The organism is Micromonospora sp. NBC_01796, from assembly GCF_035917455.1.
Classification (GTDB): Bacteria; Actinomycetota; Actinomycetes; order Mycobacteriales; family Micromonosporaceae; genus Micromonospora_G.
This window is the reverse complement of record NZ_CP109078.1, coordinates 5,620,463-5,636,453: the sequence shown is the minus strand read 5'-3', so window position 1 is coordinate 5,636,453 and position 15,991 is coordinate 5,620,463. Positions and strand designations below refer to the sequence as shown.

The 15,991-nt window shown below is 70.9% G+C and carries 11 protein-coding genes and 1 pseudogene; 7 read left to right on the top strand and 5 right to left on the bottom strand.

From position 1 onward, the window contains the following. Positions 1-57: 57 nt before the first annotated feature. A pseudogene (locus OIE47_RS25930) lies at positions 58-1,014 on the bottom strand (LLM class F420-dependent oxidoreductase); the annotation flags it as partial. A gap of 132 nt (positions 1,015-1,146) precedes the next feature. On the opposite strand from OIE47_RS25930, the gene OIE47_RS25925 reads away from it, so the two are divergent. Then, entirely contained in the window at positions 1,147-1,992 is an 846-nt protein-coding gene (locus OIE47_RS25925) for a DUF1028 domain-containing protein (protein WP_326557122.1), read from the top strand. Positions 1,993-2,020: 28 nt separating this feature from the next. On the opposite strand, the gene OIE47_RS25920 is transcribed toward OIE47_RS25925, so the two are convergent. Beyond that, positions 2,021-2,545 carry a GNAT family N-acetyltransferase gene (locus OIE47_RS25920; protein ID WP_326557121.1) on the bottom strand — a complete coding sequence of 175 codons (525 nt, stop codon included), beginning with the start codon at positions 2,543-2,545 and terminating at the stop codon, positions 2,021-2,023. A 238-nt stretch (positions 2,546-2,783) separates the two neighbouring features. On the opposite strand from OIE47_RS25920, the gene OIE47_RS25915 reads away from it, so the two are divergent. After that, the gene (locus tag OIE47_RS25915; protein WP_326557120.1) at positions 2,784-4,334 is read left to right on the top strand and encodes a ricin-type beta-trefoil lectin domain protein; all 1,551 of its coding nucleotides are present in this window, start codon (positions 2,784-2,786) and stop codon (positions 4,332-4,334) included. Positions 4,335-4,427: 93 nt separating this feature from the next. Here OIE47_RS25915 and OIE47_RS25910 read toward each other — a convergent pair whose 3' ends face one another. Next, complete coding sequence (locus OIE47_RS25910; RefSeq protein WP_326557119.1) at positions 4,428-5,309, bottom strand: phosphatase PAP2 family protein; 882 nt, start codon at positions 5,307-5,309, stop codon at positions 4,428-4,430. Positions 5,310-5,444: 135 nt separating this feature from the next. Between OIE47_RS25910 and OIE47_RS25905 the strand changes: the two genes are divergently transcribed. After that, positions 5,445-6,107, top strand: coding sequence for a DUF3159 domain-containing protein (locus OIE47_RS25905; RefSeq protein ID WP_326557118.1), 663 nt, complete (start codon positions 5,445-5,447; stop codon positions 6,105-6,107). Positions 6,108-6,413: 306 nt separating this feature from the next. Here OIE47_RS25905 and OIE47_RS25900 read toward each other — a convergent pair whose 3' ends face one another. After that, complete coding sequence (locus tag OIE47_RS25900) at positions 6,414-9,317, bottom strand: glycoside hydrolase family 48 protein (RefSeq protein WP_326563249.1); 2,904 nt, start codon at positions 9,315-9,317, stop codon at positions 6,414-6,416. A gap of 1,094 nt (positions 9,318-10,411) precedes the next feature. Here OIE47_RS25900 and OIE47_RS25895 point away from each other — a divergent pair. The 4 genes from OIE47_RS25895 (at position 10,412) to OIE47_RS25880 (ending at position 14,216) form a co-directional block, all read left to right on the top strand. After that, a complete protein-coding gene (locus tag OIE47_RS25895; protein ID WP_326557117.1) occupies positions 10,412-11,914 on the top strand; it encodes a GH1 family beta-glucosidase in 1,503 nt (500 codons plus the stop codon). 126 nt (positions 11,915-12,040) lie between these two features. Further along, positions 12,041-12,577 carry a hemerythrin domain-containing protein gene (locus OIE47_RS25890; protein WP_326557116.1) on the top strand — a complete coding sequence of 179 codons (537 nt, stop codon included), beginning with the start codon at positions 12,041-12,043 and terminating at the stop codon, positions 12,575-12,577. A 61-nt stretch (positions 12,578-12,638) separates the two neighbouring features. After that, positions 12,639-13,235 carry a TetR/AcrR family transcriptional regulator gene (locus OIE47_RS25885; RefSeq protein ID WP_326557115.1) on the top strand — a complete coding sequence of 199 codons (597 nt, stop codon included), beginning with the start codon at positions 12,639-12,641 and terminating at the stop codon, positions 13,233-13,235. Positions 13,236-13,418: 183 nt separating this feature from the next. Beyond that, entirely contained in the window at positions 13,419-14,216 is a 798-nt protein-coding gene (locus OIE47_RS25880; RefSeq protein WP_326557114.1) for an SDR family NAD(P)-dependent oxidoreductase, read from the top strand. Positions 14,217-14,258: 42 nt separating this feature from the next. Here the strand turns inward: OIE47_RS25880 and OIE47_RS25875 are convergent, their stop codons facing one another. After that, positions 14,259-15,986, bottom strand: a complete 1,728-nt coding sequence (locus tag OIE47_RS25875) for a serine/threonine-protein kinase (RefSeq protein ID WP_326557113.1) — start codon at positions 15,984-15,986, stop codon at positions 14,259-14,261. Between the last annotated feature and the right edge of the window lie 5 nt (positions 15,987-15,991).

Here is a 15,991-nt window from a genome sequence, read left to right as displayed (position 1 = left end):
GGGACTCTGCACCTGCCCGGAAATGGCCGCCGTCCCCTGCGCCGGAGACTGCACCGGACCGAGTTGGGAGATCAGGGTGGCGAGCGGGGCGAGGCCACCGGTGGCGAGTTCGGGAGTGGGCAGCAACGCGATGACCGGTACGTCCACTCCGGCCTCGGCATAGCTGCCGACCTGCGCCCGACACTCCTCCGGCGGCCCGTGCAGGACCAGCGCGTCGATCAGCTCGTCCGGCACCGCCGCACTGGCCGCTCGGCGGTCCCCCGCCTCCCACGCCTGCCAGACCGGGCCGAGGACGGACTCCCGACCGAGCCAGCGGTGGAACTCCGCGTACGCCGGCACGGTCAGATAGCTCGTGATCATCCGCCGGCCCAGGTTGCGGGCGTACGCGGCGTCCTCGGTCGGGCAGACGAAGATCCGCGCGGCGACCTCGAACCCTTCCCGCCGATCGCCCAGTTCGGCGAGGACCCGGGGCACGTCCGTGGCGGCCAGCCAGTTGAGGATGACCCCGTCCGCCTCGGCGCTGGCCAGCCGCAGCATCCGGGGGCGCAGGGCGGCGAGCAGGATCGGCGGCGGCACGGCCGGCGGTCGTTCCAGCCGGAACCGGCGTACGGCGAAGGTGTCGTAGACCTCGTCGACCGCCTCGCCCCGCAGGGCCGCCCGCAGGAACCGCAGCATGTCCCGGGTACGCCGGTACGGGTCGACGAAGTCGACCGCGTTCCAGTCCCCCACCACCACCGGCGACGAGGCGCCGATACCGAGCGCGAAGCGCCCCGGTGCGGCTTCGGCCAGCGCCGCCGCGGTCATCGCCAGCAGCCCGGGGCCACGGGTGAAGACCGGCGCGATCGCCGTACCGAGGCGCAGGTCGGGACGCCAGGCGGCGGCCAGGGCGAGCGGGGTGAACGCGTCCACCCCGTTCACCTCCGCCGACCACAGGTCGGTGAAGCCGGCCTCGGCGAGCGCGGTGTAGACCGCGGCGTGATCGGCCAGCGGGACCCCGCTGAACGGCACCGTCATACCCCAACGTTTCGTCACCGGTCGATCGTGCCCGGTAGTCGGGGGTACGGGCAATATCTCCCCGGTGTCCATCCCGGCCGGTCCCGACACGGCAGGTCCTCGACGGTCCCCGTCGGGTTGTAGCCTCACCGGGTGACCTTCTCGATCGTGGCGCGCTCGGATGACGGGCGGCTGCACGGCGTCGCCGTGGCCAGCAAGTTCCTCGCCGCCGGTGCGGTGGTGCCGGCCGCCGAGGCCGAGGTCGGCGCGCTGGCCACCCAGGCGCACGCCAACCTGGCGTACGGGCCGCAGGGGCTGGCCCTGCTGCGTACCGGGCTCGGGGCGGCGGACGTGATCGCCGGTCTGGTCGCCGCCGACTCCGGTCGCGCCTCCCGGCAGCTCGGTGTTGTCGACGCCGACGGCGGTGCCGCCACCTACACCGGGGACGACTGTCACGACTGGGCCGGTGGGCAGGCCGGCGACGGGTGGGCCGCGCAGGGCAACATCCTGGTCGGCCCGGAGGTGGTCGACGCGATCCGGGACGCCTGGCTGGGCGGCGACACCGGGCGGCGGTTCGCGCAACGGCTGGTCGACGCGTTGCACGCCGGTGACCGGGCCGGCGGTGACCGGCGTGGTCGGCAGAGCGCCGGGCTGCTGGTGGTGGCGAAACGCGGCGGGTACGGGGGCAGTAGCGACGTCGTGGTGGACCTGCGGGTGGACGACCATCCGGATCCGGTGGCGGAGCTGGCCCGGCTGCTCGACGTACACATCATGCTCTTCGAGAAGCCGGACCCGCAGACGCTGCTCGACCTGACCGGTGAGCTGGCCGCCGAGGTCGCGGCCCTGCTCACGGCGGCCGGGCACGCCCCGGCGGACACCGGCGACGCCGCGGTCGACGCCGCCCTGACGGACTGGGCCGGGGTGGAGAACCTGGAGGAGCGGATGGTGTCCGGCCGGATCGACCCGGTGGTCCTGGCCCACCTGCGCGGTCGCCGCTGACCGCCGCCCGACCGGGCCGCCGCCCGGGTCAGACCTCCCGGTGCAGATCGGCGCGCAGCAGGCCGTAGACGACGCCGTCGTGCCATCGACCGTCGCGGAAGCCGGTGCCGCGCAGGACGCCCTCGCGGGTGAAGCCGGCCTTCTCCGCGGCCCGTTGCTCGGCCAGGTTGCCGATCTCGGTGGTGGCCTCGACCCGGTTCACCGTCGTGTGGGCAAACAGGTATTCGGCGAGCAGCCGCTGGGCCCGGGTGCCGTGGCCCCGGCCTCTCGCCTCGGGGGCGAGCAGGACGCCGATGTTCCAGTAGTAGGCGTTCCTGGTGGTCAGGATCTTGCGCCAGGAGACCAGGCCCAGCCGGTCGTCCTCGGCGGTGACGATGAGGACACCGCCGTCGTCGCCCAGCAACCCGTTCTCGTCCCAGCGTCTGCGGTAGAGGTGCGGGTCGTGGAAGCCGTACCACTGGTGCTCGCCGGTCGCGGCCGGATCACTGATCAGGTGGTGCAGAAACGACAGGTCGGCTTCGAGTACGGGTCGCAGCGCTGTTCCCTCTCCCACCGCCCCGACGTTACCGGCGTACGCCGACGCCGGCTGCCCCCGCGACCTTCCGTCCACATCGGACCGGGACACGACCGCTCTTAACAACCTTTACTGAATCCTTGACATCGACCCCCTCTTATCGACAGACTCCGATCAAGAGAGCGCTCTCTTTCCTCTTGACTCTCCCAGTCAGCACGGTCGTCCCCGTCACCGCAGTCCCCGGAGACGGGCCGTCGACCTGCACGGAAGGACTCTTATGTTCCGTACGGTCAAGGCGCTCGGGATCGCCGCGGTGGCACTCACCGTAGCCACCCTCGCCCCGCCCGCGAGCAACGCCTCGGACACCCCCGCACCCGGCGCACCCGCCGCCACCACCCGGTTCGACATGGCCCCCGGCATGGTCGCGGCGATGCGCCGGGACCTCGGGCTCACCGACGACCGGATCGCCGCCCGGCTGGCGACCGAGGCGGCGGCACCGGCGGTCGAGAAACGGCTGCGCGACCGGCTCGGCGCGACCTTCGCCGGCGCCTGGATCCCGACCGGCGCAGATCGGTTGACGGTCGCGGTCACCGACCCGGCCGCGGCCACGGCGGTACGCGCGGCCGGTGCGGACGTGCGGATCGTCGCGCGCAGCGCGGCCGACCTCGACGCCGCGCACGCCAAGCTCGACCGGAACGCGGCGAGACTGCGCGGCGGCCCGGTCCACGGCTGGTACGTCGACACCGCGAACAACCGCGTCGTGGTCACGGCCGGACCCGGCGGCGCGGCGGCGGCCAGGGCGTACGCCGAGGCCAGCGGCGCGGGCGCGGTCACCGTCGTCGAAACCGCCGAGGCGCCCCGGCCGATGTACGACATCCGCGGCGGCGACCAGTACGTCATCAACGGCAACACGCTCTGCTCGGTCGGCTTCGCCGTCGCCGGTGGATTCGTCAGCGCCGGACACTGCGGCGGCACGGGCAGCCCGACCCTCGGCTACAACAACGTCTCGCAGGGCAACTTCGCCGGCTCGTCGTTCCCCGGCAACGACTACGCGTGGATCCGGACGAACGCCTCCTGGACACCGCAGCCGTGGGTGAACAACTACTCCGGCGGCAACGTCGTCGTGGCCGGCTCCCAGGACGCGGCGATCGGCAGTTCGGTCTGCCGGTCCGGGCGTACGACGGGGTGGCGCTGCGGCACCATCCTCGGCCGCAACGAGACCATCGTCTACGCCCAGGGGGCCGTCTCCGGCCTGTCCCGCAGCAACGCCTGCGCCGAACCCGGCGACTCCGGCGGCTCGTGGATCTCCGGCAACCAGGCCCAGGGCGTCACCTCCGGCGGTACGGGCAACTGTTCGTCCGGCGGCACCATGTGGTTCCAGCCGGTCAACGAGATCCTCGGCGTGTACGGCCTCTCGCTGACCACCTCCGGCGGCGGCGGGGGCAGCACCAGTGCGCTGGTCAGCAACTGGAACAACCGGTGCATCGACGTACCGAACTCGAACTTCTCCGACGGGGTCCTGCTGCAGATGTGGGGGTGCAACTCCACCAACGCGCAGCGGTGGACGTTCGTCAACGGGATGCTGCAGACCTCGAACAACAAGTGCATGGATGTCGCCTGGGGCTCGACCGCGAACGGCGCGGCGATCCAGATCGTCACGTGCAGCGGCAACCCGGCCCAGCAGTTCGTCCTCTCCGCCGCCGGTGACCTGGTCAACCCGCAGGCGAACAGGTGCATCGACATCAAGGACTGGAACTCGGGCGACGGGGCGCAGTTGCAACTCTGGGACTGTGCCGGCACCGCCAACCAGAAGTGGCGACGCGGCTGACGTCGTAGTGTCGCCCGCCGGTCGGGACTCCCGGCCGGCGGGCGACCTCCGTACGCGACGGTCGAGCTAGCGCCCAGCCCGGCTCGGGGCCGGTCAGCCGTTGTGCCTGGGCACCACCCGGTGCACGCTGACCAGCAGCAACGTCATCATCAGGCTGGCCGCACCGGCGATCGCCGCGGCACCGCCCAGGTACGCGTCGAACAGCCTCGGCCGGTTCAGCTCGTCGACCGGGATGGCCAGCACCTCGTCGGTCGAGTAGAGCGCGTACCCGGCGACGGCCAGCAGGGCCAACCCGGCCAACCCGAACAGGGTCACCGCCCGCCAGTGCGCGTCCCCCGGCTCCACCTGGGCCTGCTCCCGCTGGAAGAGCAGCAGCAGGATGCCGGCCACGGCGGCCCACGCACCGACGATGAGCAGCGAGGCGACCGCGTCACTGGGCCGGTGCCAACCCGCCGACAGGGTCGCGACCCCCGCCAGCGCGGTGTACGCGACGGCGAGCAGCGCGCCCCAGGCGCGGACCCGGGGCGGCAGCACCAGGACCAGCGCCACGGCGACCGCGGCGGCGATCGTGGTGTGCCCGCTGGGCAGGCTGTTGCCGGCGGCGGCCCGTTCCGGGTCGACGCCGAAGTCCGGTCGGTGGATGACGTACTTGGCGACCTGGGTGGTGACGTTGGCCCCGACGACGAGCAGGGTCGCGACCACGGCCAGCGCGACCCGGCCCCGGATCAACGCGATGAAGCCGATCACCAGGGTGGCGGCGAGCAGGGAGACCACCGACATCGCGTTGAGTACGGTGCCGACCAGCCCGTCGATCCGGTCCTGGCCGATCTTGTTCCCGGTGAGTGCGATGGTGTCGAGTAGTTGACCGTGCTCGGTGCGTACGGCGAACCGCCAGAGCAGCACAAACGCGGCCACCTGGACAACGGTCAGCAGAACCAGCCAAGTCACCGTCAACGCCGTTCTGCGCCCATGCATCCGGTCACCGTAACGAACTCCCGGAGCACGGCAACTCGGCGGTCGAATCGCCCGCGCGCGGGCGTGACCGCAAGATCGGAGGGGGTCTCCGGGCCGCCATAAGTTAGGCTCCCCTAAGACTTGCGGAGGTGGTCGATGGCAACCGTCCGGGACCGGCCGGAATCCCTCGCCGACCTGCTCGGCGGGCGGCGCGGCGGCTGGGACGCCACCGTACCGCCGGTCGCCTTCGGCGCCGGCTGGCTGCTCTCCGGCGGCTCGGTCTGGTACGGCACCCTCGCCGCGCTGGTCGTCGGGGTCGCGGTCGCCGGGTGGCGGCTGCGTCGCGGCGACCGGCCCGCCTCGGTCCTCGTCGGCCTGCTCGCCGTCTGCCTCGCCGCCCTCGTTGTCCTGCGTACGGGGCGGGCCAGCGACTTCTTCCTGCTCCAACTCGTGTCGAACGGGGCCAGCGCACTCGCCTGGCTGGTCAGCATCGTGTTGCGCTGGCCGCTGCTCGGGGTGGTGGTCGGCACCCTGCTCGGCCAACGTGGACGTTGGCGGCGCGACCCGGACCTGCTGCGCGCGTACGGCCGGGGCAGTTGGGTGTGGGTCTGCCAGTACCTGATCCGGCTGGCGGTCTTCGTCCCGCTCTACGCCGCCGACCAGGTGGTGGCGCTGGTCGGCGCCCGGGTGGTGCTGACCTGGCCGCTGGTCGCGGCCTGCGTCGCGGTGAGCTGGTGGGTGATCCGGCGGACCCTGCCGGCCGGTCATCCGGGGCTGCGGCACCCGGTCGAGCCGGCGGAGATCACGGCGGACCGGTAGCTCGCCGGACGGCAGCACGGATCGGGCGGAGATAGACGGAGAGGCCGCCACGGGGGGAGCGGCCTCTCCGTGAAGAAACGGTACATCGCAGCGGAGCCATGCGCGAGCCGGGAAAGCGCTGACCGCCAATCATTCATCCGTACGGTAGGTGGAACCGGGCGAGTGACACCGTGGTGCCACCCGCCCGGGGGCCGTGTCCCGGCGGTTGCGCCGGGGGTGGTGAGCCGGCCGGTTCGCTGCGTTGGCCAAGCCGGCCGGCTCACCACTGATTGGCCTGACCGTGGGAATCAGGCCGCTCAGGGAGGGTCAGCCGTTCGGGAAGAGGCTGCCGAAGTCGGCGAACGCCATCGCGATGTCGGACTGGGCCCAGAATCGGTGGTAGTTGAACGAGGGTGCCGCACCTCCGTTGAGGTACGCCTGGACCTTCGGCCAGTCCGGGTCGTTGCGGTAGAACGACCGGATGTCCACGAAGCTCTTGCCCGCGGCGATCGCGTCACCGTTGGGCATGTCGCCGGTCCAGTTCGGCGGCAGGTAGAGGCCCTGCCCGGTGGAGGCGTTGTACACGTCGTCGAACCGCTGGTAGTCGGCCCGGGTCTCGGTGGTCGAGATCCCCTTCGACTCGGCGTGCGCGTACATCGCGTCGAGCAGCCCCTTGGCGGTGGTCTTGGCCGCCGTGTTGCCGGACTTCGCCGCGTACCACATCAGGGTCCGGGCGTACGCCGCACCGACACCGACGTCGGTGCCCTTCGCGGTCACCGTGACGTGCAGGTTGGTGTTCGCCGCCGGGCTCGTGGGGTTCCACGTCGCCGGGGCACCGGTCCACGACATGTCGGACGGGATCTGGAAGTTCCCGCCGGTGCCGATGGTGGTGTTGGCGATCGCCCAGGGCACCCACTTGTCCAGGATGGCCTTGGCCTTGGCGTTGCCGGTCACGTAGTACAGCTCGGCGACCCGGTGCAGCGACCAGACCTGCATGCCGAACCAACCGTTGCTGCCCGGGTCCTCGTAGACCGGGTGGTCGTCGTAGAACATGCCGTAGAAGGTCGGCTTGCCGGCCGGCGGCTGGGCGTACGCGCCGTCCCAGCTGTTCGTCGCGCCACCGGCGATGGCGCCCTCGGACGACTGCAGCCACTGGTAGAACTCCAGTTGCCGGTTCATGCTGTTGGTCCAGTCCGTCACGGCGGTCGCCGATCGCGGCCGCAGTTCCGGGACGTTGGTCAACGCCCAGGCGGTGAACGGGTTCTGGTAACCGAAGTGGTTGTGGCTGGAACCGATCCGCCACGACCAGCCGGCGGCCGGGTCGGTGGCGCCGCCCCAGGCGTAGTACCAGGACATCAGGTAGTGCGCGGAGTCCTTGCCGGTACCGGCCGGGCAGGCGGTCGCCCCGACGCAGTTGCCGATCCGCTTGAAGTACTTGTCGTACATGGCGTAGCGCAGGTAGTCGCCCATCTTGGCCGCCTTGGCCACGGTGGCCGCCACGTCGGCCTGCTTGTTCTGCTCCTTCGCCCAGGTCAACGCCCAGTACGCGGCCTGGATGGCACGCGCGTCGGCGTCCGGGGCGTTGGTGTACTTCCACTGCTTCGCCGGCGCACCCGAGTCGGCGATGGAGATGTCCAGGTAGCCGTTCGGGCCGCCGTGGACGAACGTGTCGCAGGACGGCTGCGGCACGGTCTCCCAGACCGACTCCTGCGGACCCCGCTGGAAGGTGTTGATGTACGCCGGCCGGGTGGTCCCGTCGCCGCACCGGCCGAACCCGTACGTGTTGTCGACGTCGAGCAGCCAGTGCATGCCGTAGATGTCACCGGTGCCGTACGTCGACTGGAGTTCGTTGCGCAGCGGGTCGACGCCGACCGGCACCGACGGCTGCAACTGCGACGGGTACTGGCTGGGCAGGTTGTACTCGGCCGCGTACTGCGGGGTGCCTGCCACGCCGGCGGTCGGCTGGTCGTTGTGCGACGGGATGATGTAACGCTCCATCACCGTCCAGGCGTTGTTGAACGGGGCCCAGTTCTGGGTGGCCCGCCCGTACTGCGCCTCGAGCCAGATCCAGAAGCTGAACGCCTCGGAGGTGGTCTCGTGCCCGTGGTCGGGCGCCTCGACGATCAGCGTCTCGATCGAGTGGTACGGCACACCCTCCGGGCTGAAGTAGCCGGAGTTCTTGATTTTGCCGTACTGCTCGAGGAACCGGGCGGTGTAGACGTTGTCGCCGCCGCCGGGTGTGTCGTTGTCGATCTCGGTGGCGACGATCGCCAGCGGCGCGTACCCGCTGGCCGAGGCGGTGATGGTGGCGGTACCACCGGCGGTGTCGGTGTCCTCGGCCGCGGCGACGGTGAGGTTGACCCCGGTGTTCCAGTTCGCCGTGGTCAGCGTCGTCGAGGTGGGCGTCACGGTGACGTCGGTGTCACCGGTACGGGCCAGGGTGACCGCCACGTTGCCGGTCGGCGCGGCACTGAGCTTCAGGTTCACCGACGCGCTGCTGCCCTCGGTGACGTTCACCGAGGTCGGGGTGGCCACCAGGACCGGACCCGAGCCCGGGGTGACGGTGAATGCCTGTTCGGCCGTCGCGGTCAGGTTCGCGTTGTCGTACGCGCGGGCCTGGACGGTGTAGCTGCCGGCCGGCTGGTCCTCCAGCAGATAGCTGTACGGCGCCGTGGTGTCGGTGTTGACCAGCAGCCCGTTGCGATAGAACTCGACCTTCGCGATGGTGCCGTCGGGGTCGCTCGCGGTGGCGGTCAGCGGTACGTCGGCCGGGGCCACGAACGGTCCGGCCGGGACGCTGAGGGTCACCGTGGGCGGTTGCGGTGTGGTGGTGCCACCACAGGTGACCCCGTTGACCGAGAACGACGTGGGCTTGGCGTTGGTGCCGGAGTAGGAACCGTTGAAGCCGATGCTGGTGGAGGCGCCGGTGGCCAGGTTGCCGTTCCAGGACATGCTGGTGGCGGTGACCTGGGTGCCGGACTGGGTCCAGTTTGCCGACCAGCCCTGGGTGACCCGCTGGTTGCCGGGGAAGGCGAAGCGCAGGGTCCAGCCGTTGATCGGGTCGCCGGTGTTGCGGATGGTGACGTTGGCGCTGAACCCGTTGTTCCAGTCGTTGGTCGCGTAGACCACGTCGCAGGCCGGTGCCGCTTGGGCGACGCCGGGGACGACGACCACGCCTAGCGCTGCCAGCACGCCGGTGGCGAGGATCGCCACCCGGCGTCTACTTGCGATGAGCTTCATGTGCTGACTTCTCCTCGCGGACCTGGCCGGGGCGTTGTCGCCTCGGCAGGGCGCCTCCGTGCGCGGGGTGGGGTGGTGAGTGTGCGCATGGGGTGGGAGGCGCCGGGGAAGGTGGTCGACCCGTCCCGGACCGGGGTCGGCGATCGACGGCAGGGCGCGCCGGACGTGGCGGCTCTGGTCGGTGCTGGGCGCCGTACCGAAAAAAGTGTCGGATGCCCTCGGCGGCCCGCGGTCGGCGTGGCTCCCGCTCCGCGATAATTCGACAGTCTTGCATGGGAGCGCTCCCGCAGCAAGCCGGAGGCCGGGGCGGTCCATCCGGGACAGCCAGCCGAAGGGTATTGGCCTGCACCGATGGCTGATCAAGGCAAGCACATCGGGGTTTCATCGACGTTGGTCAGATGTTTCGATCTTATTTTGGGTCTTTCACAAACCCGTGACGCGGGATACAGTCCAATCACGTCGATGGGAGCGCTTCCATCGATAGCGATGTAAGTGCTTAGAACCTGCAGCACCTACGGGAAGCATGGGGCGAACCAGCATCGCGATGCCCCTGACCTCCCGATCGGGCGCTACCCGGTGCCCCCGGGACAGCGCTGACCGCTCAGCCGTGGGGCTGACGACGGGCCAGCCCGGACTCCGCCGTCAGCCGACTCACCACCGTCGAGAGGAGGTGGAACCAGAGCCACTCGCGTGGCCCGGCTCCCGCGCGACACGCACGACCTGGACGCCAATTCCGTTCGTGCGTGTGTGTAACTGATGGTGGGGACGGGGGTTGCCCTCCCCGTCCCCACGCTATACCCCCTTCGGCAAGGGGGAAATAGGTCGACAGGACAGGCGCACCGCGCCCACCCGGTCGACCTGTTGCGTGCCCGGCGCCGAAAGAGTCAGTGCGCCCCCGGCCGCGAGGGGCCCCGACGGCGTGGTCACCGGTACGTGGGCGCGGGCGATGGACGAGGCCCAGCCCGAAGCCTTTCGCCAGCCGAACAACCCATACGCAAACCACCTGGGCAGCCGCTACCTTGTGATGGGAGCGCTCCCGGACGCGCCATTCGCGGATGGGCCCCACACACGAGGAGACAAGCCATATGTCCGTACTGACCCGGCGCCACCTGCTGCGCCGCGCCGCGCTCTCCGCCAGCGCCGCCGGCGCGGCCCGCGTGAGCGCGGGCGCGTCGACGACGGCCGCCGTCGCGGCGAGCGCCGCCGTCACCGCCGCCTGCGACGCCGACACCGACTCCGACCGGGACCGCAGCCCGAGTCCGGAGACCCGGCTCGGCCTCCGCTTCCCGGACGGCTTCGGCTGGGGCGCGGCCACCTCGGCGTACCAGATCGAGGGGGCGGCCAAGGACGACGGCAGGGGCGAGTCCGTCTGGGACACCTTCAGCCACACCCCGGGAAAGGTCCGGGGCGGGGACACCGGCGACGTCGCCGCCGACCACTACCACCGGTACGAGGCCGATCTCGACCTGATGCGGGACCTGGGACTCAGGACGTACCGGTTCTCCATCTCCTGGTCCCGGATCCAGGCCGACGGTACCGGCGCGCCCAACCAGCGCGGACTCGATTTCTACCGACGGTTGGTGGACGGGCTGCTGGCCCGCGACATCGCCCCGATGGCCACCCTCTTCCACTGGGACCTCCCCCAGTCGCTGCAGGACGCCGGCGGCTGGGAGAACCGCGACGTCGCGTACCGGTTCGCCGACTACGCCGACCACGTGTTCCGGGCCCTCGGCGAGAAGGTGCCGGTCTGGCTGACCGTCAACGAACCCAAGACGGTGGTGCAGAACGGCTACCTGCACGGGCACCACGCCCCCGGCCACCGCGACCCGGAGGCCGCCTACCTGGTCGCCCACCACCTGCAACTCGCGCACGGGCTCGCCGTCGCGGCACTGCGCGCCACCTCGGGCACGAGCCGGATCGGGCCGGCGCTCAACCTGCACCCCTGCTACCCCGCCGTCGAGGGCGCCGAGGCGGAGGCGGCAACCCGGCTCTACGACGGGTACGAGAACCGGCTCTACCTGGACCCGATCTTCAAGGGGAGCTACCCCGCCGACGTCCTCGACGACCTCGGCCCGGACAGCCGCATGGTCCGGGCGATCCGCGACGGCGACCTGAAGATCATCTCCGCGCCGGTCGACCTGCTCGCGGTGCAGTACTACACCCCGATCTACGTCACCCCGGGCGGCGGCACCGTACAGAAGTGGCCCACCACGGAGGCCGAGTGGCAGCAGATCTATCCCGACGGGATGTACGACATGCTGACCCGGGTACGCCGCGACTACGGTGACGTGGCGCTCACCGTCACCGAGAACGGCCTGCCCACCCCGGACACGCTCGACGGCGACCGGGTCGACGACCCGGGCCGGATCGGCTTCCTGCGCGACCACCTCGCCGCCGCCCACCGGGCCATCGCCGACGGGGTACGGCTGGAGAGCTACCACGTCTGGTCGCTGATGGACAACTTCGAGTGGGACCAGGGGTACGAGCAGCGCTGGGGCCTGATCTACGTCGACTACCCCACCCAGCGGCGCATCCTCAAGCGCAGCGCGCACTGGTACCGGCAAGTGATCAAGGACAACCAGGTCTGAGCCTCCCGGCCGCACGGGGGCGTGTTCCGGCGACGGGATGCGCCCCCGCGCGGCCGGTGTCGCGTTGGAATACTGGATCGACCGACTGCGGTGCACCGTGGCGGGCCGGCCGATCCTGGGGAGAGCATGGGTTCAGACTTCGAGGCGAGCAGTCGCCTCACCGCCTTCGGCAACCAGTTGATCGAAGTGCACATCTGGCTACGGGAACAACTCGAAGACCTGCGGGACAACGTCGACGCGTACTTCGCGGGCGAGGGTCTGCCGCCGCGCGACCTGCGGGCGTACTGCCTCGGCTTCTGCTCCGTGCTGACCCGGCACCACACGGGCGAGGACGGCGGGGCGTTCCCGGTGATCGCGCGGGAGTTCCCCGAACTGCGCCAGGTGATCACCGAGCTGAAGACCGACCACAACCGGATCGACTGGATCCTGGGCAGCCTCCAGCGGCTCCTGGGCGACCTGCCCACCGATCCGGACCCGGCCACGGCCACCCGGGTACGGGAGGAACTGGAGGGTCTGGCAGCGATCATGGAGACGCACTTCATCTACGAGGAGAAGAAGTTGATCTCCGTACTGAACTCGATGGACGTGCCGGAGTGGCGTACGGATCGGCCGGCCTTCCTGCTCGCCGGGGACGGCGACGCCCGGGACACGTACCCGGCGTAGCCGCCCGCCGGCGACCAGTATAGATGAGATTGCTCATCTATACTGGTGGAGGAGGTGCATCATGGGGCGGGTATCGCAGGCCCAGGCACAGGAGAACCGCAGGCAGGTGGTTGCCGCGGCGGCGCGACTGTTCCGCGAACGGGGCGTACAGGCGGTGAGTGTCGCCGATCTCATGGCCGAGGTCGGGCTCACCCACGGGGGCTTCTACCGGCAGTTCACCTCGAAGGAGGCGCTGCTCACCGAGGCGACCGTACTTGCGTTCGCCGATCTTGCCGCGCAGTTGGGGGGATTCGACGACCAGCGTCCGGGCGACCATGATGCGGCCCGCCAGGATCTGATCGACTACTACCTGTCGACGGAACACCGGGACGATCTCGGCCAGGGCTGCCCCACCACCGGCCTGAGTTCGGACATCGCGAACGAGGACGTCGACGGCACCGCCCGACCGGCCTACGCCGAAGGCGTGGGACTGTTCGCCCGCTGGCTCTCCACGGACGGCAACGAGGATCTCGCCACCCTCTCGATGCTCGTCGGCGCACTCACGCTCGCCCGCGCCACCGCCGGATCCGACCTGTCGGAGCGGATCCTGGCCGCCGCCCACGAGGCGCTGCCCGGCGTGGCCGCCCCCCGGGAGACGCCACCTCGCCCGGAAGACTGAATCGACCCGCAGCACGAAGGGCGCCCGCCGGATCACCTGGTGGGCGCCCTTTTGTACCGCTTCGCCCCATGATGACCGCTCCGGCGACCCCGCTTGCGACTTTTAGATGACAGGGATAATCTAAACGGAGCAACGCGGCGCCCATCGGGCAGCCGCTTTCCGATCCCGAAGGAAATCGCCTCCATGTCTGACACGAACACGCAGGGTATTGCCGTGGTCACCGGAGCCTCCACCGGCATGGGCGCCGTGTACGCCGATCGGCTCGCCCGCCGCGGTTACGACCTGCTGCTGGTCGCCCGCGACAAGAGCCGGCTCGACACCGTCGCGTCGAAGATCACCGCGAACACCGGACGGACGGTCGAGGTACTCACCGCGGATCTCACCAACCCCGGTCAACTCGCCACGGTCGAGGACCGCCTACGCTCCGACGAGTCGATCTCGCTGCTGGTGAACAACGCCGGCGGCACCACCTTCGGTCCACTCGCCCAGGCCGATCCGTCCCAGCTCGAAGACCTCGTCACGCTGAACGTGACCGCGCTGACCCGGCTGACCACCGCCGTACTCGCGGGATTCACCCGGCGGGGCAGCGGCACGATCGTCAACCTGTCATCCGCGCTGGCATTCAACGTCCTGCCGGTCAGCGCCGTCTACAGCGGAACGAAGAGCTACGTGGTGGCGTTCACCCAGGCCCTGCAACAGGAACTCGCCGGATCCGGCATCCGGGTACAGGCGGTTTTCCCCGGCGGGGTCCGTACCGAGTTCTGGGACGGCTCCGGCATCGAGATCTCGGCGTTCCCGGAGGAGGCGGTCATGTCCGCCGACGCCGCGGTCGACGCCGCGCTCGCGGGCCTGGACGCGGGCGAACCCATGACCCTGCTCTCCCTGCCGGACATCGCCGACTGGGACAGGTTCGACGCCGCCCGTCAGGCCATGATCCCGAACCTGTCCCGGTCGGTCCCGGCCGACCGCTACCGGAACTGAACCACCCCGTCCGCTCAGGTCGAGGCCGGCGACGAGGGCGCGTCACTCGTCCTCGTCGCCCTCGTCCTCGTCCTCTTCCTCGTCGTCCCCGGTGTGCCTGGTCGGCGGCTTCTTCGGCTCGGGCTTCGGGTTGTCCTTGCCCTTCACGGCGGGACCCGGGGGCTGCGGGGCAACCTGGTGGGGCTGGGGGGCAACCGGATTGCCTCCCCCGGATGCCGGTACGGTCGCGGCCGCTCCGGCGGAGCTGCCACCTGCCGGTGCGCTCGTGCCGGCAACCCCGGACACCTGCACATCGCAGACCGACTCCCCCAGTTGGAAACGCACCGGCAACGGATTCGCGCCCGCGTACGTGCCGGTGATCCGGACCGCCACGGAGGCGCCCGGACCCAGGTCGGCAGCGCCGTCCGCCGGGCGGAGCAGCACGTCACGGCCCTGCTGCTGCCACTGGGCCGGCTCGGTTCCAGTGATCGCCTGGTCGGCCGGAAAGGCGAAGGCCAGTTGCCAGTCACGGACCGGCTGGTCACCGGTGTTCTTCACGGTCAGCTCCGCGTCGAACGCCCGCCCCGAGTCGGTACGCAGGGCGTACCCGGCCTGGCAGGTCGGCGGCTTCGGTTCGGCCGTACCGGCGGCGGCCCGTACGGGAGCGCCACCGCCACCGGACGAAGTGGACGCGGCGGCGGCCCAGATCGCACCGGTCAACGCGAGCAGACCCACCCCGGCCACGGCAACCCTGATCCGGCGACGACCCACCGGGTTCCGTACCAGAGGGTTGCGGCGAACGGTGCCCGGTTCACGGGTCGGTGCGGCGGACCAGAGCGCGCCGGTCGTGGTCGACCAGGGCAGGATCGTGGTGCCGGCGGCGGCCAGCTCGGCCGACTCGTGATCCGGTCCCGTCACCCCGGACGGCTGCGACGAGACCGGCAGGGCCACCGGTCGACCGGCCACGGCGGCGAGCGTACCGGCCACCTCCGCGCTGCTCGGCCGGTCCTCGGGCGCCTTCGCCAGGCACCGGGAGCAGAGCGCGACCACCTGTTCGGGCAGACCCTCGACCGGCGGCATCGGTGCCGGGTCGGCATAGAGGTGGGCCCGCAGCATCTCCGTGGTGGTGCTCGCCTGCCACGGGAGCCGGCCGGTCAGCGTCCGGTAGAGCAGCAGGCCGACCGCGTACACGTCGGTCGCCGCGGAGACCTGCCCCTCGTCCAGGCGTTCCGGGGCGAGGTACGCGGGCGTACCGAAGATCTGGCCGTCGGGGCCGGCCTCGCTCTCACCGACCAGCGCCGAGATGCCGAAGTCCACCACCTTCACCCCGGAGCCGGTGAGCATCACATTGCCCGGGGTCACATCCCGGTGGACGACCCCGCGCGCGTGGGCGGCGGCGAGCGCCGCCGCGACCTCGGCGACCGTCCCGGCCGCCTCCCGCCACGGAAGCTGACGGTCCCGGCCCAGTCGGGCGGCGAGAGAGCCGCCGTCGACGAGCTCCATCACCACGTACGGGACGGTCAGCCCGCCCTCGACGGACTCGCCGTAGTCGTAGACGTTGGTGATGTTCGGGTGGACCAGCCGTGCCGCGGCCTGGGCCTCCATCCGCAGCCGGTGCCGGAAGGCGCGGTCGCTGGCCAGCCGTGAGGCGAGCACCTTCACCGCGACCTGGCGGCCGAGCACCTCGTCGAAACCCCGCCAGACCACCGACATCCCACCGGCGCCGAGCCGCTCGACCAGCCGGTAACGGCCGCCGAGCAGTTCCGTACCGTAGTTCCCCACACCCGCCATGACCT

Bases quoted from the DNA above. Each gene is read 5' to 3' on its own strand.
- OIE47_RS25910 (WP_326557119.1), bottom strand. From the start codon at position 5,309: ATGCATGGGCGCAGAACGGCGTTGACGGTGACTTGGCTGGTTCTGCTG.
- OIE47_RS25890 (WP_326557116.1), top strand. From the start codon at position 12,041: ATGGGTTCAGACTTCGAGGCGAGCAGTCGCCTCACCGCCTTCGGCAAC.
- OIE47_RS25880 (WP_326557114.1), top strand. From the start codon at position 13,419: ATGTCTGACACGAACACGCAGGGTATTGCCGTGGTCACCGGAGCCTCC.
- OIE47_RS25875 (WP_326557113.1), bottom strand. From the start codon at position 15,986: ATGGCGGGTGTGGGGAACTACGGTACGGAACTGCTCGGCGGCCGTTAC.
- OIE47_RS25915 (WP_326557120.1), top strand. From the start codon at position 2,784: ATGTTCCGTACGGTCAAGGCGCTCGGGATCGCCGCGGTGGCACTCACC.
- OIE47_RS25895 (WP_326557117.1), top strand. From the start codon at position 10,412: ATGTCCGTACTGACCCGGCGCCACCTGCTGCGCCGCGCCGCGCTCTCC.
- OIE47_RS25905 (WP_326557118.1), top strand. From the start codon at position 5,445: ATGGCAACCGTCCGGGACCGGCCGGAATCCCTCGCCGACCTGCTCGGC.
- OIE47_RS25885 (WP_326557115.1), top strand. From the start codon at position 12,639: ATGGGGCGGGTATCGCAGGCCCAGGCACAGGAGAACCGCAGGCAGGTG.